This is a genomic window from Gordonia paraffinivorans (assembly GCF_900683595.1).
Lineage (GTDB): Bacteria > Actinomycetota > Actinomycetes > Mycobacteriales > Mycobacteriaceae > Gordonia > Gordonia paraffinivorans.
In genome coordinates, this window is record NZ_CAACYD010000007.1 from 38,900 (window position 1) to 57,665 (window position 18,766).

Annotated in this window: 17 protein-coding genes; 9 read left to right on the forward strand and 8 right to left on the reverse strand. The window is 68.6% G+C overall.

The window, feature by feature from the left end; translation table 11 throughout:
- Positions 1–76 precede the first annotated feature (76 nt).
- Positions 77–1,411, forward strand: coding sequence for an NtaA/DmoA family FMN-dependent monooxygenase (locus E1P53_RS13180; protein WP_006901365.1), 1,335 nt, complete (start codon positions 77–79; stop codon positions 1,409–1,411).
- Positions 1,412–1,518: 107 nt separating this feature from the next.
- Here the strand turns inward: E1P53_RS13180 and E1P53_RS13185 are convergent, their stop codons facing one another.
- Both E1P53_RS13185 and E1P53_RS13190 read right to left on the reverse strand, forming a co-directional pair.
- Entirely contained in the window at positions 1,519–2,388 is an 870-nt protein-coding gene (locus E1P53_RS13185; RefSeq protein WP_131734600.1) for an oxygenase MpaB family protein, read from the reverse strand.
- Positions 2,385–3,371 (reverse strand): esterase/lipase family protein, encoded by a 987-nt coding sequence (locus E1P53_RS13190; RefSeq protein WP_040527164.1) that lies wholly within the window; start codon positions 3,369–3,371, stop codon positions 2,385–2,387. Before E1P53_RS13190 ends, E1P53_RS13185 begins: the two co-directional genes overlap by 4 nt.
- Here E1P53_RS13190 and E1P53_RS20480 point away from each other — a divergent pair.
- Both E1P53_RS20480 and E1P53_RS13195 read left to right on the forward strand, forming a co-directional pair.
- Complete coding sequence (locus E1P53_RS20480) at positions 3,283–3,492, forward strand: hypothetical protein (RefSeq protein ID WP_165484435.1); 210 nt, start codon at positions 3,283–3,285, stop codon at positions 3,490–3,492. The genes E1P53_RS13190 and E1P53_RS20480 overlap by 89 nt on opposite strands.
- Before the next feature lie 172 nt (positions 3,493–3,664).
- Positions 3,665–5,311 (forward strand): acyl-CoA synthetase, encoded by a 1,647-nt coding sequence (locus tag E1P53_RS13195; protein WP_131734601.1) that lies wholly within the window; start codon positions 3,665–3,667, stop codon positions 5,309–5,311.
- Between the two features lie 9 nt (positions 5,312–5,320).
- Here the strand turns inward: E1P53_RS13195 and E1P53_RS13200 are convergent, their stop codons facing one another.
- Positions 5,321–6,616, reverse strand: coding sequence for a competence/damage-inducible protein A (locus tag E1P53_RS13200; RefSeq protein WP_109238022.1), 1,296 nt, complete (start codon positions 6,614–6,616; stop codon positions 5,321–5,323).
- A gap of 128 nt (positions 6,617–6,744) precedes the next feature.
- Between E1P53_RS13200 and E1P53_RS13205 the strand changes: the two genes are divergently transcribed.
- Positions 6,745–7,764, forward strand: a complete 1,020-nt coding sequence (locus tag E1P53_RS13205) for an IS481 family transposase (RefSeq protein WP_131733169.1) — start codon at positions 6,745–6,747, stop codon at positions 7,762–7,764.
- Between the two features lie 35 nt (positions 7,765–7,799).
- Here the strand turns inward: E1P53_RS13205 and E1P53_RS13210 are convergent, their stop codons facing one another.
- Positions 7,800–8,297 (reverse strand): MarR family winged helix-turn-helix transcriptional regulator, encoded by a 498-nt coding sequence (locus E1P53_RS13210; RefSeq protein WP_006901375.1) that lies wholly within the window; start codon positions 8,295–8,297, stop codon positions 7,800–7,802.
- Between the two features lie 186 nt (positions 8,298–8,483).
- Between E1P53_RS13210 and E1P53_RS13215 the strand changes: the two genes are divergently transcribed.
- Positions 8,484–8,909 (forward strand): DUF5313 domain-containing protein, encoded by a 426-nt coding sequence (locus tag E1P53_RS13215; RefSeq protein ID WP_040527179.1) that lies wholly within the window; start codon positions 8,484–8,486, stop codon positions 8,907–8,909.
- A 70-nt stretch (positions 8,910–8,979) separates the two neighbouring features.
- Here E1P53_RS13215 and E1P53_RS13220 read toward each other — a convergent pair whose 3' ends face one another.
- Complete coding sequence (locus E1P53_RS13220) at positions 8,980–9,816, reverse strand: SDR family oxidoreductase (protein ID WP_131734602.1); 837 nt, start codon at positions 9,814–9,816, stop codon at positions 8,980–8,982.
- A gap of 432 nt (positions 9,817–10,248) precedes the next feature.
- On the opposite strand from E1P53_RS13220, the gene E1P53_RS13225 reads away from it, so the two are divergent.
- A complete protein-coding gene (locus E1P53_RS13225) occupies positions 10,249–11,850 on the forward strand; it encodes a GMC oxidoreductase (protein ID WP_131734603.1) in 1,602 nt (533 codons plus the stop codon).
- A gap of 27 nt (positions 11,851–11,877) precedes the next feature.
- Here the strand turns inward: E1P53_RS13225 and E1P53_RS13230 are convergent, their stop codons facing one another.
- Positions 11,878–12,519: a TetR/AcrR family transcriptional regulator gene (locus tag E1P53_RS13230; protein WP_006901380.1), complete on the reverse strand. Its 642-nt coding sequence runs from the start codon at positions 12,517–12,519 to the stop codon at positions 11,878–11,880.
- 207 nt (positions 12,520–12,726) lie between these two features.
- On the opposite strand from E1P53_RS13230, the gene E1P53_RS13235 reads away from it, so the two are divergent.
- Positions 12,727–14,736 (forward strand): OPT family oligopeptide transporter, encoded by a 2,010-nt coding sequence (locus tag E1P53_RS13235; RefSeq protein ID WP_131734604.1) that lies wholly within the window; start codon positions 12,727–12,729, stop codon positions 14,734–14,736.
- Between the two features lie 30 nt (positions 14,737–14,766).
- Here E1P53_RS13235 and E1P53_RS13240 read toward each other — a convergent pair whose 3' ends face one another.
- Positions 14,767–16,092, reverse strand: a complete 1,326-nt coding sequence (locus E1P53_RS13240; RefSeq protein WP_006901382.1) for an aspartate aminotransferase family protein — start codon at positions 16,090–16,092, stop codon at positions 14,767–14,769.
- Positions 16,093–16,200: 108 nt separating this feature from the next.
- Between E1P53_RS13240 and E1P53_RS13245 the strand changes: the two genes are divergently transcribed.
- Positions 16,201–16,815 (forward strand): maleylpyruvate isomerase family mycothiol-dependent enzyme, encoded by a 615-nt coding sequence (locus E1P53_RS13245; protein ID WP_131734605.1) that lies wholly within the window; start codon positions 16,201–16,203, stop codon positions 16,813–16,815.
- A gap of 34 nt (positions 16,816–16,849) precedes the next feature.
- Here E1P53_RS13245 and E1P53_RS13250 read toward each other — a convergent pair whose 3' ends face one another.
- Complete coding sequence (locus E1P53_RS13250; protein ID WP_131734606.1) at positions 16,850–17,419, reverse strand: type 1 glutamine amidotransferase domain-containing protein; 570 nt, start codon at positions 17,417–17,419, stop codon at positions 16,850–16,852.
- Between the two features lie 227 nt (positions 17,420–17,646).
- Here E1P53_RS13250 and E1P53_RS13255 point away from each other — a divergent pair, with 227 nt between their 5' ends.
- The gene (locus E1P53_RS13255; protein ID WP_131734607.1) at positions 17,647–18,738 is read left to right on the forward strand and encodes a polyhydroxyalkanoate synthase family protein; all 1,092 of its coding nucleotides are present in this window, start codon (positions 17,647–17,649) and stop codon (positions 18,736–18,738) included.
- The last annotated feature ends 28 nt before the right edge of the window (positions 18,739–18,766 follow it).

Below are 18,766 nucleotides of genomic sequence, written 5' to 3' on the forward strand. Positions count from 1 at the left end.
GGCGGCACTCGCTGCCGACCAACAGTTCTCGCGGTGGGCGGACCCCATCGCAGGTATTTCACGACAGGAGATTCACATGTTCCATATGGGTTGGTTCCTCGGAGACGGCTTCGGCATTCACCCCTGGAGCCCGACGAACGGTGACGGTCCCTGGACCGGCACCAACCACCTGGACTGGATGAAGCCCGACATCCACGTCGACATGGCCAAGAGCCTCGAGCGAGCCGGCTTCGACTACATCCTCATCGAGGACACCTCGATGGTCGAGGACTCCTACAAGAACTCTGCCGAGACCTCGCTGCGCCGCGGCTTCATGGCGCCCAAGAACGATCCGCTGCCGCTGGTCCCGCTGATGACCCAGCAGACCAAGCACATCGGCATCATCCCGACTGTGTCGACCATCCAGTACCCGCCGTTCCTCGCCGCCCGTGCCTTCACCACCCTCGACCATCTCACCGAGGGACGCGTGGGCATGAACGTCGTCACCAGCGTCACCGACCGCGTCGCCCAGAACTTCGGCTACGAGCGTCACCTCGAGCACGACGAGCGCTACGAGATGGCGATGGAGTGGATCGACGTCGTCAAGGCGCTGCAGAACTCGTGGGAGGAGGGCGCCGTCATCGCCGATCCCTACGCCGGCGTCTACGCCGACCACACCAAGGTCAACCCGATCGAGTTCGTCGGCAAGTTCTTCAAGTGCCGCGGCCCGCTCAACACCATCCCGGGACCGCAGCGCGAGGTGCCGGTCTGCTCGGCCGGCAGCTCGGAGCTGGGCCGCGTGCTCGCCGCCAACTACGACGACACCCAGATCGCGATCGTCAAGGACGCCGCGGCGGCCAAGGCCTACCGCGAGGACATCCGCGCCCGCGCGGCCGCCGCCGGTCGCAACCCCGATCACATCAAGGTGCTGTTCATCGCGACCCCCACGATCGCGGCGACCGACGCCGAAGCCCAGGCCGCCTACGAGGCCGCGCAGGCATTCCGCAAGACGGACAAGGCCATCGAGTACAACCTGTGGAACATGTCCTACACCTCGGGCGGCCGGATCGACTTCGGTGCGATCGATCCCGACACCAAGGTCCGCGACATCGACCTCAGCAAGCAGAACGGCGAGTACACCTCGATCGCCGGCCTGTTCGAGGGGCGCGAGGACGAGACCCTGCGTGAGGTCGTCGCCTCGAGCTTCCAGGTCAAGGACATGGGCCTCATCGGTTCGCCGTCGACCATCGCCGACAAGATGGGCGAGATCATGGAGGAGGCCGGCGGCGACGGCTTCCTGTTCTACCTGCCCACCACCCGCATGAACCTGGCCATGATCTCCGACGGCCTGGCCCCGGAGTTGCGTCGTCGCGGCCTCATTCGCGAGGAGTACACCGGCTCGACCCTGAAGGAGAACCTGCGCGCCTTCTGATCTCCCCGGGCCGCCGAACGAGAGACGCTGTGCCCCTGCACGCCACGGTGTGCAGGGGCACAGCGGCCTGGAGGTCAGAGCCCTCGCGGAGACGGGTATTGCCGGGGTTACTTCTTCCGTGCTGCCGCTCGCGCATGCGGCACCATCCTGATCCGCTTGGGCAACCGCGGGATGATCAGCCTCGACTGGACAGCGATGAGCCGGAACAAGAACCGGCGCCCCCGGCCCCAGTCGATGCTCAGCAGGCCCCGCAGTTCCGGGGTCAGCAGACCGGCGGTCACGGTGCCGACGACGAGCCCGGCCACGGGGCGGATCGTGGAGTTCCAGAGGAACGGGATGCGCAGGACCGGGATGTGCGGCGGCGGCTTCGGCGAGGTCGCCACCGCGAACACCCGGTCGGTCATGTCCGACCGCTCCAGCCGGGTCCGCGTCATCTCGTCGAACCAGTCGCAGAACGACGCCCAGTCGGCCGGCATGTCCTGTTCGCGGACGCCGTACATGCGGCCCACGCGTCGCATCTCGAGGTAGAACTGCTCGACCTCGCCCGGCTTCCAGCCGCGCCCGAGTTCCTTCTGCTGGGTGTACACACCGTGCACGAGGCTCGCGTGGACCCAGTGGAACGCCTCGGGGTTCAGCGAACTCCACCGCGTGCCGTCCGGGTTGCGGCCCTTGATGTCCCGATGCCGTTCGCGGAGCCGCCGGGCCATGTCGAGGGCGTCGTCACGCCCGTAGACGACACCCATGATCATGTTCAGCGTCCGCTCGGCGCGGCCGTACGGGTCGGACTCGAAGACCGAGAACTCGCGGACACCGGTCGCCACGACCGGGTGCGCGACGTCGATGAGCAGGCGCCGGGGCGCGCCGAGGACGAAGGTGAGATCGCCGAAGACCTTCCACGCCACCGAATCCGGACCGAGCGGCGTGATGTCCGCGTCGTCGGTTGCCGGCGTCTGCGCGCCGATCGCGTCCGTTGTCATCGGCCTTCGCTCATTCCCGGGTAGAAGGGGTCGACCTGGAAACAGGGTACGGGGGTGGCCTCGGCAGGTGTCAACGCGTTCTTCACGTGCCGCCAGGTGCGCTCGCTGAAGTTGATCGACAGGTGTTCGGAGAGGTCGACCGGGCAGTCCTCCTGCAGGAGGATGTTGGTGACGTTGTCCCCCTCGAGGAAGCCGTTGGTGAACGGGGTGGCGATCTCGTCGTACTTCGTCACGATCGTCGTGTAGTGCGGGCCCGGTTTGGTGTCGCCGTTGCCATACACCTTGCGGACCAGGTCGGAGTACTGCGCCTGCTGGGCGAACGCCGGGAAGAGCGCCTTGAAGATCTCGTAGCCTACGGGACCGAACGGGGGGATGAAATACCGGACATAGGTGAGCATGTCGCCTGTCGACCCGTGGTTTCCGGGGGCGATGCCGATGAGCTTGTCGACCTTCTTGTCGCCGCCGAGGAAGTCGATGTAGTAGTGCGGCAACAGGCCGCCGCCCTGCGACCAGCCGACCAGGTCGACCTTCTTCGCGCCGGTCCGGCGCAGGATGCGGTCGATCTGACGCGAGATCTCCCGGCCCGAGCGCTCGATGTCGGCGAGGCCCTGGATCGGGAACGTCGGGATCGGGGTGATGTTGCCGTAGTTGAACGTGTATACGCAGTAGCCGTTGTTGGCGAGATACGGGGCGCCTGCGTTGTACGCCCACTGGGTGGTGGCCGTGGCGTTGAGGAGGACGACCGGGTTGGGACGCTCCTTCGTGAGCCGGCACGATGGGTCGTTGGCACCCGGCGGAGCCCAGTTCGGGTCCACGGTCTGCTGCAGCGCGCTCGGGATCGCGGATCGGAAATCCCAGGACACGGGGTATTTCTTCGCAGGCGCTGCCGCTGCCGTGCCGGTGGCGACCAATCCGCTCGCCGCCATCACCGCGCATGCCGCCGCCGCGGTCACCATCGTCGTCAATCGTCGAAAACCGAACATGATCCTCCGCCTCGTCTATCTGATGACGGATGTTGTCAGACCTGTCCTCGTTTCGCAACGAATTCGTGACCGCCGCGCGGTAGAGAGTTGGTCGTTAGCGGATGAAAACGATATCGGGTGACGACTTCGGCTGGCGCACAGCGACTTTCCGAAGAACCGGACAGAACGCCCAGACGGCGACCTAGTCTGGCGTTTACATCGGCACCTCGTGGCCGGCACGTTCCGGGCCGGTACCGCCGGGTGCCGTACCGGGTGGCGCGATGTGCGGCTCCGGCCGCGGAAGGTGGGTTCACATGGTCTCGGTGACCTCGGCGGTGGGAACGGCGGTCGAATCGGTCCAGGACGCGGTCGGCGCACTCAAGGTGCTCGTGCGCTCCGGCCTGCTCAACCCGACGAATCCCAAGGAGACCCTCACCACGGTCAAGCGCGCAAAGACCATCGGGCCGTGCGGATCGGTCGTCGCGCACGGCGCGGAGGAGTATCCCGACGCCGGTGCGATCGCGGACGAGAAGGGCGAGCTCACCTACGGAGAGCTCGACGCCCACGCGAACGCGCTCGCCAATCACCTCCTGGCCTCCGGGATCGAGCGCGGCTCGGTGATCGGCGTGATCGCCCGGGACCATCGGGGGCTCCTGACCACCATGAGCGCCGCGGGCAAGGCCGGGCTCCGGCTGGCGATGATGAACACGGGCTTCGGCAAGACCCAGTTCGTCGAGGTGGCCGAACGCGAGAAGGTCACCGCGATGCTCTACGACGAGGAGTTCGGCGACCTCGCCGACGCCCTGCCCCCGGAGATCCTGCGCATCGTCACCTGGGTCGACGGCAAGCGCCCGATCCCGGACGGGGTGCGCACCCTCGAGGACATCACCGCGACCGGTGACACGTCGACGCCGGCCGAACCCGACGAATGGGCCGGCCTGGTGATCCTCACCAGCGGCACCACCGGCCTGCCCAAGGGGGCGCAGCGCACCAAGCTGTCCCCGTTCTCCAGTGCGCTGATCGTCGACCGCATCCCGGTCCCCCGGCGCGGGACGGCGGTGATCGTCTCGCCGATCTTCCACTCGACCGGCTTCGCGCTGTGGGGCGTGGCCGCCGCGCTCGGGAACAAGGCCGTCGTCTTGCGGAGGTTCGATCCGGAGAAGACCCTGGCCGCGCTGGCCGAGCACCGGGCGGAGATGCTGGTGGCGGTGCCCACGATGCTGCACCGCATCCTCGCCCTCGGCCCCGAGACCATCGCGAAGTACGACACCTCCGCGCTGCGGGTCATCGTCATCGCGGGATCCGCGCTCTCCCCGACACTCTCGGAGGCGGTGCAGGACACCTTCGGCGACGTGCTCTACAACCTCTACGGCTCCACCGAGGTGGCGATCGCGTCGGTCGCGACCCCCGCGGAACTGCGCCTGGCCCCGGGCACCGTCGGCCGCCCCCCGGTCACCAGCCGGCTGGCGCTGTTCGACGACGAGGGCAACCGCATCCACGGAACAAACGTCCGCGGAAGGCTTTTCGTCCGTAACGGCGCACCGTTCGAGGGCTATACCGACGGCCGGAACAAGGAGATCATCGACGGCTACATGTCGACCGGCGACATGGCGCGCTTCGACGAGCACGGCCTGTTGCACATCGACGGCCGCGACGACGACATGATCGTCTCCGGCGGCGAGAACGTCTACCCGCTCGAGGTCGAGAACCTGCTCGCCGAACATCCCGACATCGACGACGTCGCGGTGATCGGCGTCGACGACGACGAGTTCGGAAAGCGGTTGCGCGCCTTCATCGTCGCGGCACCTCGCGCGAATCCGACCCCCGACGACATCAAGGCCCACGTGAAGGCGCATCTCGCGCGCTACAAGGTGCCCCGCGACGTGGTGTTCGTCGACGAGTTGCCGCGCAACCCCACGGGCAAGCTGGTGCGGAGGCTGCTGCCCGCCGGACCGCTGTGAGCGCGGCGGTCAGTTCTCGGAGTCGGCTCGCCTGAGCTGCTGCACCACCAGGTGCAGTGCCGCGGTGGTGGTGAGCGCGCGGACGCGTTCACGGTCACCGGGGAACCTGCGGGTGACGGTGTGGGTCGGACGGCCCGCGATCGCGACGCCGAAACACACCGTCCCCACCGGCTTGGCCTCGGTGCCGCCGCCGGGGCCGGCGATGCCGGTGGTCGAGACCGCGACGTCGGTCTTCAGGCGGCGTCGGGCGCCCTCGGCCATCGCCGCGGCGACCTGCTCGCTGACCGCGCCGTGCTCGGCGATCATCTCCGCCGGCACGTCGATCAGATCGGCCTTCGCCGCGTTGGAGTACGAGACGACACCGCCCATCACGTACTCCGACGAGCCGGGGCGGTCGGTGAGGCGTGCCGCGACGAGTCCGCCGGTGCACGACTCCGCGGTCGCGATCAGCCGGCCCCCGAGCGCCTCGACGAGCTGGTCCTCGATGGTGGAGCCGTCGGTCGAGAAGATCTGCCGCCCATGGTGTTCGGTGAGGACGTCGAGCAGTTGCCGATAGACGCCGGCGTCGGTGGAGGCGAAGCGGGTCACCATGTCCAGTTCACCGCGGCGGAGGCAGGTGGTGATCTCTAGACGGTCGAACTCGGGAACCCGTGTCTCGGCGAGACGCAGTGTCTCGGCGAGCTGCGCCTCGTGCAGGCCGTAGGCACGTAGGGTCGCCTGCTGTAGGTCGTCGGCCCGGGCGAGCACCTCGGCGACCGCGGGAGCGGCGATCGCCGACGGCCACATGGCCTGCAGTTCGCCGGGCGGGCCCGGCAGGATGACCACGGTCGGGATCGGTGTGGGGCCGCCGACGGCGGGGATCACCACGCCGGGAGCCGTGCCGGTCGGCGGGAGGGAGGCCGCTCCGGCGGGGACCATCGCCTGCTTGCGGATGCCGACCCGGGTCGGCCCCTCGTCGATGTCGGGGGTGTCGGGGCGCCACCGGCGGATGATGTCCGCGATGTGCTCCTCGAGCTCGGGGTCGAGTCTCAGCTCACGGCCGCAGAACTCGGCGACCGTGGCGACGGTGAGATCGTCGGCGGTGGGGCCGAGTCCGCCGCTCGTCACGATCAGATCCACACCCTGTTCGGCGAGGAATCGGAGTTGGGCGGCGAGGTCGGCGGGACGGTCGCCGCAGATGGTGATGTGGGCGACGTCGACGCCGAGCGCGAGGAGCTGCTCGGACAACCACGGCCCGTTCTGATCCGAGATCCTGCCGGTGAGCACCTCGGTTCCGGTCACGACGATTCCTGCGCGCACACTCACGGCGTCGAGCCTAGTTGTACTGACCCGGAACGTTAGGTACAGAGTTCGGCGAGTCGACGTGACATAGGGAAGACCTCCGAGTGAGGTGTGGAGCTGTCTAAGAACCGCTCCTCAACCCGGAGGTCTTCATGTCCCACCGTAATTCACCGCTGTCCCCGACTGGCCGGTTGCGTCTGGCTCGGTGTGTTGTGGACGACCGGTGGCCACTGCGCCGCGCAGCTGACCGGTTCAACGTCTCAGTCACCACGGCCAAGCGATGGGCGGATCGCTACCGCGACCACGGGCCGGCCGGAATGGTCGACCGGTCCAGCCGGCCCCGATCGTGTCCGCATCGCACCAGCCGGCGCCGGGAACGCCGGGTCGTCGGGTTACGCGTCTCCCGCCGCTGGGGGCCAGCCCGGATCGGATACCACCTGGGGTTGAACGTCTCCACGGTGCACCGCATCCTCACCCGCTACGGCTGCCTACGACTGTCGTGGATCGACCCGGCAACCGGGGCGCCGGTACGTGCCCGCAGACGCGAGGTCCGCCGGTACGAACACCAAGCGCCCGGAGACTTGATCCACGTCGACATCAAAAAGCTCGGCAGAATCCCCGACGGCGGTGGACATCGCGTACACGGCCGCGCCCAGGGCACCCGCAACTCCAGTGCCCACCGCGAGCCTGGACGAACCCGCAAAGTTGCTGGCCGCCCCAACCTGGGGTACGCGTATCTGCATCACGCCGTCGACGACCACTCCCGCTACGCCTACTCCGAGATCCTCGCTGATGAGAAGAAGGAAACCGCGACCGCGTTCATGACTCGGGCGTTGGCGCACTTCGCCTCGATCGGTGTCACCACCGCGCGAGTGATGACCGACAACGGGTCGTGTTACCGGTCCCGCATATTTCGGGACTTGTTGCACGACAACAAGATCAAGCACAAGCGGACCAGACCGTACCGGCCGCAAACCAACGGCAAGGTCGAACGATTCAACCGGACCCTGCAGGAGGAATGGGCCTACGCCCGTCCCTACCTCAGTGAAACCGAACGCGTCGCGGCCTTCCCCGAGTTCCTTCGCATCTACAATCACGAACGCGGCCACACCGCACTCCGAGGCAACTCACCCGCCGACCGCGTACCCAACCTGTCGGGTCAGTACACCTAGTCGGCCCGACGCCGCGAGCGGGTGTGGCGTTTGTCTCAGGCGTCGGCGTGTGGGGCGTGGTCGTCCGAGGCGGCCTCGCTGAGGCGATGCAGCAGGCGGGTGAGGGTTCGGATGTCCTCCGGGTCCCACTTCGCGAGGCGTGCGCGCCACTCGGCGACGGCGGAGGCGAGGACGGCATCGACGCGTTCGCGGCCGTGCGGGGTCAGTGTGACGACTCGTGCGCGGGCGTCGCGGGGATCGGGGTGCCGCTCGGCGAGACCGAGCCGCTCCACCGCGTCGATCTGACGCGTGACCGTCGACTTCTCCATGCCCACGGCGCTGACCAGCTCGGACATCGGCATCGAGTTGTGCCTGGCCAGGACCGTGATGAGTGGGTAGCAGGACGGGTCGAGACGCGGATCGATCGCCCGCGCCCGCAGCCGCGTGCGGATGCGCCCGCGCCGCCAGAAGTCGGTGAGCTCGGCCTCGAGGCCGCCGATGGCGTCGGAGTCGATCGGGTCGCCCGGTGCGGCGGCGGTCGAATCCGAGGTCATGTGGGCGGGTCCTTTCGGGTGTGGAGCGAAGAGGTCGCGGTCAGGGTACCGGGGCGGTGTGGCCCGTCGCACTCGACAGCGCGTGCAACACCGAGCTCTCGGCCACGCTGGGCTCGCGCGGCAACGCCGTGAGCTGGCGTTCTCCAAGCTGTTGAGGAGTGCAACTTTTTGGGACCTGTGCCCATGATGGTGCACGATCGAAGGGTGAGCACATCAATGACAGAACGCGCGACCCCGAGCGCCTGGCAGCGCATCAAGTACGCCTACTGGGCGCCCCTGCCCAAGTCGATGCTCGATTGGGTCGAGAACGACCTCGCCGGTCCGGGCGCCGCGCTGCGCATGGTCGTGCGCTGGGCGGTCCCCTGCATCATCATCCTCGCGCCGATGTGGCTGGTCCCCGCTGACTTCGGCGTCCGGTTCACGATGACGATGCCGATCCTCCTCGCGTACCTCTTCTTCTCGATCGCCCTCAACCGCGTCTACCGGCGCCATCGCCTGGCCCAGCACGGCCTCGACCCGGAACTGGTCAACCGGCTGGAGCGCGAGAAGAACGCCGACCTCTACGACGAGTATCACCGCAAGTACCGCGGCGAGCACCGTCGGCCGTACTGATCCCTCGGTGCCGATCGCCCCGTACTGATCGCGCTCTTCATGGCGAGCACGTCCTTCATCGCCAGCACCCTCAGTACAGGTAGTCCTCGCCGCTCGCACGTACCGTCACATCCGAGAGGCTGATGCCCCACGGCTGGTCGATGACGTGCACGACGGCGTCCGCGAGATCCTCTGGCGTGATGAGCCAGTACCGGATCGAATCGACGTCGGTCAGATCTTCGGGCAGCTCACCCCGAAGCATCGCGCCGACGTGCTCCTTGTAGGACGCCGCACGCTGACCGACGATGCCGCGGATCGCTCGGTCGTTGACGATCCAGCTCGCGAGGTCCGTGCCGGCCACCCCCGTCGGCTTGACCGTGGTGACCTTGATCTTCCCCTTGGCCTCGATGCGCAAGGAGTCCGAGAGCATGGTGACCGCGGCCTTCGTCGCGCTGTAGACGCCCGATCCCTCGAAACCGCCGTTGCCGTAGATCGACGCGATGTTCACGACCTGGCCGCGGCCCTGGGCGATCATCTGGTCGTAGACGGCAGAGATCCCGTTGACGACGCCCTTGATGTTGATGTCGATCGCACGATGCCACTTCTCCCAGGCGCGTTCGTGATCGGCGAAGAACGCCAGCGGCATCACCCCCGCGTTGTTGACGATCACGTCGATCGCCCCGAAACGCTCGACCGCGATGCGGGCGCCCTCCTTCATCTGCTGCATGTCGGTCACGTCGGCGACGTGCGCGACGGCCGACCCGCCGCTCGCGACGATCGCGCCGACGGCGCCGCGCAGCCCGTCGGCGTCGATGTCGACGCCGACCACGTGGGCGCCTCGGGCGGCGCACTTCTCGGCGATCACGCGGCCGAAGCCACCACCGGCTCCCGTCACGATGATGGTCTTGTCCCGCAAGTGATCTGACATGCAGCCCCCGGCCCTCGTAGAACGCGTCATCCCGGCAACGCCTCGGCGGACCCGGACCGAGCCGGGCCAGGTCACGATGCGCACCCCTCGGAACACCGTGACCGGTCACCACGCCCCTGGCCGCGCGGCCGGGTCGCGGTCGCGCGAGAGGACGTATCTGCCCGGGCGTCCACCTCCGGAGGCGCTGGATCGCGGACCCGTCGCTCGATTCAGTCACATGACTGATGGTCTGTCAAGGGTGTGGTCCGTTCGTGCCGGATCGGGACCGAAAAACCTTGCTGCCCTTGACACGGGAGCCTCGATGTAAAAACCTTCTCCCGGCGGCGCGGCATCCGCGCCGGCCGCTCGTATCCGCCCGCGGCGTGTTCTGGTCACGGGCCCTCAGCACGTGTGTGCGGGACCGGCGCGTCCCGCATCGACGACAGGAGACGCATGTCCCGCCCTCTGCCGACGAGACGAACCTTCCTCAAGGCCGCGGCCGTCGCCGCCGCCGGTACGGCCGCGGCAGCGACTCCGGTCGCCGGACGGGCGTCGGCGGCGCCCTCCCGGCGGGTGAGGCACACGCGTTCCGAACACCGGGTGGTCGTCGTGGGTTCCGGTTTCGGCGGCGGCGTCGCCGCTCTCCGTCTGGCCCAGGCAGGGGTTCCGGTGCTGTTGCTCGAACGCGGAAAGCGCTGGCCCACAGGCCCGAACTCGGAAACCTTCCCCAGGGCGTCGGCGCCCGACAAGCGGATGCTGTGGCATGAGTCCACGCCCAACCTGTTCGGTCGGCCGCTGAGCGTCGAACCCTATGTGGGCCTTTTCGAATCGGTCGCCGGGGTGAACATGACGGCGCTGTGTCCCACCGGTCTCGGCGGCGGTTCGCTCGTCTATCAGGGGATGACCCTCCAGCCCAGCGAGGCGGTGTTCAACGAGCACTTCCCCGAGGCGCTCGACTGGCAGTTGATGAACCGGGTGCATTACCCGCGGGTCGCCGAGATGCTCAAGGTGGCCGTCGCGCCGGACCGGCTCGTTCGCGCCCCGCAGTACCTCGCGCCCCGACAGTTCGCCAAACGCGTTCGGTCCGTTGGCCTCCCGTTGCAGAAGATCCCTATGCCGATCGACTGGAGCTACGCCGAGGCCGAACTCCGGGGCGAGATGAAGCCCGCCTACACCAACGGCGACGGCGCGATCGGCGTCAACAACGGCGGCAAGCACAGCGTCGACGTCACCTACATCCGTCAGGCCGAGGCCACCGGCCTGGTCACGGTGCGCACGCTGCACACCGTCCGGCAGGTGTCCCGGCGCCCCGACGGCCGGTGGTCGCTCGACGTGGAGCGGACCGACGAGACCGGAAAAGTGTTGGAGCACAGAGAGATCATCACCAAGGCGCTGATCTTGTCGGCGGGTAGCGTGAACACCACCAAGCTCCTCGTCCGGGCGCGCGAGGCCGGGACGATCACCGATCTGCCCGACGGTCTCGGACACGGCTGGGGAACCAATGCCGACCGCATCTACACCTGGAGCAGCCCGAGCATCGACTTCGGCGCGGTGCAGGGCGGTCCGGTCGTGTACGGCAGTCCCAATTGGAGCGACCCGAAGAGTGCCTTCACCGTCATCCAGGCATCGCTCCCGCCCCTCCCGGTGTATGCGGGGACCACGATGCTCGTCGGGTTCGGGGTGAGCTCCGGGCGCGGTGTCATCACCTACGATTCGGCGGCCGGCGATGCGATCCTGAAGTGGCCGCACGAGGGCGACTCCGAGATCCAGACGAAGCACATCGACCGTGCGGTGCGCAAGATCGCCGGAGCCGATGCGATCCTCACCGACACCAACGCGGTCTTCCCGTCGACCTGGCACTCGCTGGGCGGCGCGAACATGGGCGTCGTCTGCGACCTCGAGGGGCGCGTGAAGGGCCAGCGGGGTCTCTACGTCATCGACGGGGCGCTGATGCCCGGCAACACCGCGGCCTGCAACCCGTCGATGACCATCGCCGCGGTCGCCGAACGCGCACTCGACCGCATCGTCGCCGAGGATGTCGGCACGACGATCTGACCTCGCGCCGGCCTGGCCCGCTCCGCCTCAGGGAGCGGCGGAGACCGGCGCGAGCCACATGCCGGTCAGTGCGTCGACGACGATCTCGCACTGACGTTCCCACGGGATCGGCACGTGCGTGGGCTCCTCGGCGGCGCGTTCGATGTCGGCGAGCGTGTTCACGATGATGTGGCGGGTCATGTTGTTGCGGATCTCCAGCGCGTCGTCCGGGAAGGACGGCAACGCCCCGTAGAAGCCCTCGAGGATCGCGACGAGCGGTTCGGAACCGCCCATCTGCTCGTAGAGGAGCATCGTCGTCGCGGGATCGGCCGAGACCTGGGCGAAGAACCGGGCGAAGTACGTCGGTGCGCCGAGACCGGCGAGGTACTCGATCTCCGGGGCCACCAGGCACCGAACCCAGTCCCGCACCCGGGGATCCGGTCCGATCGAGTCGAGGGCCTTCCGGCGGAGGTGGTCGATCGGCGTGTTGTGGGCGGTCAGCACGGCCCGGATCAGGTCGTCCTTGCTGCCGAAGTGGTGCCCCACCGCGTAGTTGTTCCGCTGGCCTGCGGCCTTGCTGATCTGCCGGCTGGACACCGCGGCCACGCCGTGCAGGGCGATGAGTTTCTCCGCCGCGGTGATGAGTGCATGGCGAGTGCGCGCGGACTGCCCCGTCTTCCCCTCGGCCATGCATCGATGATGCCCTACCGGCGCCGATCTCCCGAGCCGTGTCCGCGGCCGTCCGGCCCGCCGTCGCGGACGGCGGTCGCCGTCGGGAAGCCGGCGGGGGTGCGTGCGTGGCAGATCCCGCCGACCTATGGTGGATCGAATCCAACCGTGTGAATCGGCGTGTGGACACAATCTGCCGACCGGTCACGATCTGTCTGAGGGGACCTGATGGCGACGACGCCCACGGCCGCGAAAAGCCTGCCGGAACTGACACTCCGAGGAATCCTGCTCGGCGGCGTCATCACCCTCGTCTTCACTGCCGCGAACGTATACCTCGGGCTCAAGGTGGGCCTGACGTTCGCCACGGCCATCCCCGCCGCGGTCATCTCGATGAGCATCCTGCGCAACTTCGCGAATCACACGATCGTGGAGAACAACATCGTGCAGACCATCGCATCGGCCGCGGGGACGCTCTCGGCGATCATCTTCGTGATCCCCGGTCTGGTCATGATCGGGTGGTGGACGGGGTTCCCGTACTGGATCACGGTCGCGGTGTGTGCGATCGGCGGCATCCTCGGCGTCATGTATTCCATCCCGCTGCGGCGGGCGCTGGTCACCGGGTCGGACCTTCCCTACCCGGAAGGCATTGCCGCAGCAGAGGTTCTGAAGGTCGGCGACTCCGCAGGCGGTGCCGAGGAGAACAAGGCCGGCCTGCGCGCGATCATCATCGGGTCCATCGCGTCGGCCGGGTTCGCGCTGCTCACCAAGCTGCGGGTGCTCAGCGACACCATCTCCGCCACGATCAAGGTCGGCGCGGGCGGAACGCTGTTCACCGCCGGATTGTCCATGTCCCTCATCGGCATCGGGCACCTCGTCGGTGTCACCGTCGGCATCGCGATGCTCATCGGCCTGCTCATCTCCTACGGCGTCCTGCTCCCGATCGAGAGCCAGAACGCCGGAGAGCCCGGTGAGTCCCTGAGCGACATGGTCTCCGGTGTCTTCGCCAACGACGTCCGGCTCATCGGCGCGGGCGCCATCGCCATCGCCGCCATCTGGACCCTCATCAAGGTGATGGGCCCGATCGTCCGCGGGATCAAGGGGTCGCTGGCGTCCTCGCGGTCGCGCCGGGAAGGCGAGACGGTCGACATCACCGAGCGCGACATCCCCTTCAACATCGTCGGCGGCAGCATCCTGGTGTTGCTCATCCCGATCGGCCTGTTGCTGTGGGACTTCGTGCACAGCACCGTTCTCGAGGGCAGCGCCGCCGGCATCATCGCGGTCAGCGTCGTGTTCGTGTTCGTCATCGGCCTGGCCGTCGCGGCGGTCTGCGGCTACATGGCGGGACTCATCGGGTCGTCGAACTCACCGATCTCCGGCGTGGGCATCCTCGTCGTGCTGATCGCGGCCATCCTCATCAAGGCCGTGTACGGAAGCGCCGACGACTCGCAGACCGACGCGCTGATCGCCTACACGCTGTTCACCGCGGCGATCGTCTTCGGCGTCGCCACGATCTCCAACGACAACCTGCAGGACCTCAAGACCGGCCAGCTCGTCGGCGCGACGCCGTGGAAGCAGCAGGTCGCCCTGGTGGTCGGCGTGCTGTTCGGATCGGCCATCATCCCGCCGATCCTCGGCCTGATGTACGACGTCTTCGGCTTCGTGGGCGCGCCCGGCGCCGGACCCGATGCCCTCGCCGCGCCGCAGGCCGGCCTGCTGTCCACGCTCGCCAAGGGCGTCTTGGGCGCCGACCTCAACTGGGGCCTGATCGGCCTGGGCGCGCTGATCGGCGCGGTCGTCATCCTCATCGACGAAGTCCTCGGGCGCGCAGGCCGTTTCCGCATCCCGCCGCTGGCCGTCGGCATGGGCATGTACCTGCCGATGTCGGTGACCCTCATCATCCCGGTCGGCGCGTTCCTCGGTCACTTCTACAACCGATGGGCCGAACGCTCCGGCGGCGCGGTCGACCACAAGAAGCGCATGGGCGTCCTCCTGGCGACCGGCCTCATCGTCGGCGAGGCGCTGTTCGGCGTGGTCTTCGCCGGGATCGTCGCCGCCACCGGCGACGACTCGGTGCTGGCGATCGTCGGTGACGGCTTCGACACCTGGGCGCAGATCCTCGGCGTCGTCGTGTTCGCCGCCGTCGTCGCCTACCTCTACAACCGCACGACGAAGCTCGCGACCGCGAGCGGGGACCCGGCGCTGGAGCCCGGCGGAAAGGCCGGCGGCCCGCAGGCCTGACCGGGGCCCGCCGGGCCGGCGCTCACCCGATCACGAAGCCGCGCAGACGCATTCGCCGATCGCGGTGTCCAGGATCTCCAGACCGGTGCGGAGTTCGTCGTCGGAGATCGTCAGCGGCGGGGCGATCCGGAAGATGCCGCCCATGCCGGGCAGCTGCACGACGTTCATGTGCAGTCCGAGTTCGAAGCATCGCGCGGTGATGGCCGCGCCCAGGCGGTCGGCGCCCTGCTTGGTCTCGCGGTCGGTCACGAGTTCGATGCCCTGCATCAGCCCGCTGCCGCGCACGTCGCCGACGCACTCGTGCCGGGCCTGGATCTCCAGCAACCCGTCGCGGAGCACCGAGCCGGCCTGTGCCGCACGGGTGACGAGACCGTCGCGCTGGAGCACGTCGAGCACCGTGAGCCCGACCGCGGCGACGAGCGGGTCGGAGACGTGGGTCGTGAAGAACAGGTAGCCGCGCTCGTGTGCGGCCTGCTCGATCTCGGCAGACGTGACGACCGCGGCGAGCGGGAGGCCGGCACCGAGGGTCTTCGACAGCGTGAGGATGTCGGGCACGATGCCATCGCGTTCGAAGGCATACCAGGAACCGGTGCGGCACAGGCCGGTCTGCGCCTCGTCGACGATCAGCAGCATCCCGCGCTCCTCGCACTTGCGCTTGAGGGCCGCGAAGTAACCCGGAGGCGGGACGATCACCCCGCCGGAGGACAGGATCGGCTCGACGATGCAGGCGGCGAGCGATCCGGTCGACTGGGCGTCGATGAGTTCGAAACCGAAGTCGAGCTGCCGCTGCCAGTCCAGGGTGCCGTCCGGGCGGGTGAAGTCCGGCCGGTACGGATTGGGGGTCGGGAGTGCGTAGTTGCCGGGCGCCACGGGACCGTAGCCGGTGCGCCCGGCGCTGTACGTCGACGCCGCGGCGGCGTGCGTCATGCCGTGCCAGGACCGTGCGAACGACACGATCTCGTGCTTTCCCGTGACCAGCTTGGCCATGCGGATCGCGGCCTCGTTCGACTCGGCACCGGTGCTCAGCAGCAGCACCTTCTCCAGCGGGTCGGGCAGGGTGCCGGCGAGGCGCGCCGCGAGATCGGCCACCGGCGGGGAGATCATCCCGCTGAACAGGTGGTCGAGCTCGCCGATCTGCCGGGTGACGGTCGAGACGATGTCGGGATGCGAGTGGCCGAGGATCGCCGACATCTGGCCGGAGGTGAAATCGAGCAGGCGCCGGCCGTTCGCGGTCTCGACCCAACTGCCCGAGGCCCGCACGATCAGCTCCGGCGAGAACTGCCCGCCGTAGCGGACGAGGTGGCGGGTGTCGACGCCGGTGGGGGTCCGTTCGAGGGCGGTGGTGTCGGTGGTCATGGCGACCACGGTACGAGTGCGATCCCCACCTCGCGCATCGAGGACCGCGGCGCGCGGCATATCGTGGGCTCGCCAGGCGGGTCTTTCCACGAGCGAGAAGGGAACTCCATGTCGGGTGAGCGGAATCTGCAACAGGCGGTCGACGACTATCTGTCCGGAGCCGACCATCTCCTGCGCCTCATCGGCGAGATCGCCGACGATCGTTGGGAGACTCCGGGTCTCGGCGAGTGGACGGTGCGCTCGCTGGTGGGGCACACGACGCGCTCGCTGACCACCGTCGCCGATTATCTCGCGCAACCCGAACCCGCGATCGACATCGACTCGGTCGGCGACTACTACGCGAGGATCCAGGGACTGGCGTCCGCACCCGAGGTCACGGCCCGGGGCGTCGCCGCCGGCGTCGAACTCGGCGACGATCCGGCGGCCGAGGCCACCGCACGTCGAGACCGCGCCGCCGCGGCGCTCGACGGCATCGCCGACCGGCCGGTCGCGACCCCGTGGGGCGGCATCCTGCTGTCGCACTACCTGCCCACGCGCACCTTCGAACTCGCGGTGCACGGACTCGACATCGCCCGTGCGATCGGTTCGTCGACGCCGCTGCCGTCGGAGGTGCTCGCCTCGGCGCTGTCCACCGCCGCCGAGGCGGCACGCATCACCGGGCAGGGGGAGCGTGCCCTGCTCGTCCTCACGGGACGGGAGAGCGGTCCGATCTCGGTGGTGTGACCGCAGAGACCGGCCCGCGTCAGTTCGGCCCGGGTCAGTTCGGCACGCGACTGTGCGCGAACTCCGCGACGATCGCCGCGTTGAACGCGGGCAGGTCGTCGGGGTTGCGGCTGGTGATCAGGACGCTGTCGCCGCCACGGCAGGTGACCACCTCTTCGTCGACCCAATTGCCGCCGGCGTTGACGACATCGGTCTTCAGGCTCGGGAACGAGGTGAGGGTGCGGCCCCGCACGGCGTCGGCCTCGATGAGGGTCCACGGCGCGTGGCAGATGGCAGCGACCGGTTTGCCGGCGTCGAAGAACCCCCGGACGAAGCGCACGGCCGGTCCCGACGCGCGGAGGAAATCGGGGTTGGCGACCCCGCCGGGGAGGACGAGCGCGTCGAAGTCGGCGATCCGGGAGGTTTCGAGGGTCGCGTCGACGGGGAAGGTGTCGGCGCGGTCGAGATGGTCGAACGCCTGGATGGTGCCGGGCTCGATCGAGACCAGGACGGGTTTGCCGCCGCACGCCTCGATGGACTTCCACGGTTCGGTGAGTTCGACCTGCTCGGCACCTTCGTTGGCCACCAGGAAGGCGACGGTGACGTCGTTGAGTTCTTCGGCCATGACTTCCTCCTCACCGGCACCGACCGTCCCTCGGACGCCGGTGCGAGTGTCTGATCTGCTTCGACCTGGTCTCGGTCGCCGAAACACCGAGGTACCCACGCGCCACCGGCCCCAACCATCGGCGGGCCGACTGCGCCGTGTTGAATGGCTGCGTCACGCGCTCTCTGAGGGTGCAGCTGCGCCACGCGCCGCCGAGGGCGCATCGGGCCGACGGGGAGGAGTCAGACATGGGTGGTCTCGACGGTGTCGCGACGCTGATCCACCTGGTGCGGGGCGGAGAGGTCGCCGAGACCAGGAAGACGCCGCACACGGTGATCGCCGACGGGCCGCATCGGCGGGTCCTTCGGTACGGAGACGACGCGGCCCGGGCCGCCGCGCGGGACGGGTCGCGGCCGCCGGTGCTGCTGATCCCGCCCCTGGCGGTGTCGACGGACTGCTACGACCTCACCCCGGGCCTGAGCCTCGTCGAGCACCTCCTGGCGACCGGGCGGGTGCCCTACGTCGTCGACTTCGGCGACATGACCCGAGAGGACCGCGACCTCGGGTTCGAGGAGTTCGTCACCGACATCGTGCCCGGCGCGATCTCGGCGGTGGTCGCCGATCTCGGCGGCGACCGCGCCGACGACGAGTCCGGTGACGAGGCCCCGAACGTCGAGGTGGACCTCATCGCGTGGAGCCTGGGCGGGACCATCGGATTCCTGACGCTGGCGGCCGACCCGGGTCTGCCGGTGCGCTCGATGACCGCGGTCGGCACGCCCCTCGACTACGATCGGGTGCCCCCGTATCCGCTGGTGAAGACGTTGATGAAGCCGATCGGCACCGCACCCGTCTCGCTGGCGCTGCGGGCGCTCGGCGGTATCCCGGCGCCGCTGGTCCAGGTCGCCTATCGGGGCACCGCCTGGCAGCGCGAACTCAAGAAGCCCGGCTACATCATCCGCAACGCCCACGACACCGAGGCGCTCACGCGGATGAAGGCGGTCGACCGCTTCCAGGAGACGATGCCCGGCTACCCGGGCCGGGCGTCGGAGCAGATGTGGGAGAACTTCATCATGCGCGGCGAGCTGGCGAGCGGGGTGGTCCACTTCGACGACCTCACCCTCGACCTGTCGAAGGTCGGCGTGCCCGTGCAGCTGTTCGGCAGCCACCGCGACGCGATCGTCAGCTGGGAGGCCGCGCACCACGGCGTCGACCTGTTCACCGGATCGCCGCGGGTGGAGTTCACCACCGTCGAGACGAGTCACCTCGGGCTCATCGCGGGGGCGGCGGCAGTCGAGCAGACATGGCCGCGGATCGACGAGTTCCTGGCGGGACTGGACTGACCCTCGGCGCGCGGGTCGCGGCAAGCGA

Excerpts from the sequence above, each read along its gene's own strand:
- E1P53_RS13180 (WP_006901365.1), top strand. The coding sequence starts at position 77 with ATGTTCCATATGGGTTGGTTCCTCGGAGACGGCTTCGGCATTCACCCC.
- E1P53_RS13185 (WP_131734600.1), bottom strand. The coding sequence starts at position 2,388 with ATGACAACGGACGCGATCGGCGCGCAGACGCCGGCAACCGACGACGCG.
- E1P53_RS13190 (WP_040527164.1), bottom strand. The coding sequence starts at position 3,371 with ATGTTCGGTTTTCGACGATTGACGACGATGGTGACCGCGGCGGCGGCA.
- E1P53_RS13195 (WP_131734601.1), top strand. The coding sequence starts at position 3,665 with ATGGTCTCGGTGACCTCGGCGGTGGGAACGGCGGTCGAATCGGTCCAG.
- E1P53_RS13205 (WP_131733169.1), top strand. The coding sequence starts at position 6,745 with ATGTCCCACCGTAATTCACCGCTGTCCCCGACTGGCCGGTTGCGTCTG.
- E1P53_RS13210 (WP_006901375.1), bottom strand. The coding sequence starts at position 8,297 with ATGACCTCGGATTCGACCGCCGCCGCACCGGGCGACCCGATCGACTCC.
- E1P53_RS13215 (WP_040527179.1), top strand. The coding sequence starts at position 8,484 with ATGGTGCACGATCGAAGGGTGAGCACATCAATGACAGAACGCGCGACC.
- E1P53_RS13220 (WP_131734602.1), bottom strand. The coding sequence starts at position 9,816 with ATGTCAGATCACTTGCGGGACAAGACCATCATCGTGACGGGAGCCGGT.
- E1P53_RS13225 (WP_131734603.1), top strand. The coding sequence starts at position 10,249 with ATGTCCCGCCCTCTGCCGACGAGACGAACCTTCCTCAAGGCCGCGGCC.
- E1P53_RS13230 (WP_006901380.1), bottom strand. The coding sequence starts at position 12,519 with ATGGCCGAGGGGAAGACGGGGCAGTCCGCGCGCACTCGCCATGCACTC.
- E1P53_RS13235 (WP_131734604.1), top strand. The coding sequence starts at position 12,727 with ATGGCGACGACGCCCACGGCCGCGAAAAGCCTGCCGGAACTGACACTC.
- E1P53_RS13240 (WP_006901382.1), bottom strand. The coding sequence starts at position 16,092 with ATGACCACCGACACCACCGCCCTCGAACGGACCCCCACCGGCGTCGAC.
- E1P53_RS13245 (WP_131734605.1), top strand. The coding sequence starts at position 16,201 with ATGTCGGGTGAGCGGAATCTGCAACAGGCGGTCGACGACTATCTGTCC.
- E1P53_RS13250 (WP_131734606.1), bottom strand. The coding sequence starts at position 17,419 with ATGGCCGAAGAACTCAACGACGTCACCGTCGCCTTCCTGGTGGCCAAC.
- E1P53_RS13255 (WP_131734607.1), top strand. The coding sequence starts at position 17,647 with ATGGGTGGTCTCGACGGTGTCGCGACGCTGATCCACCTGGTGCGGGGC.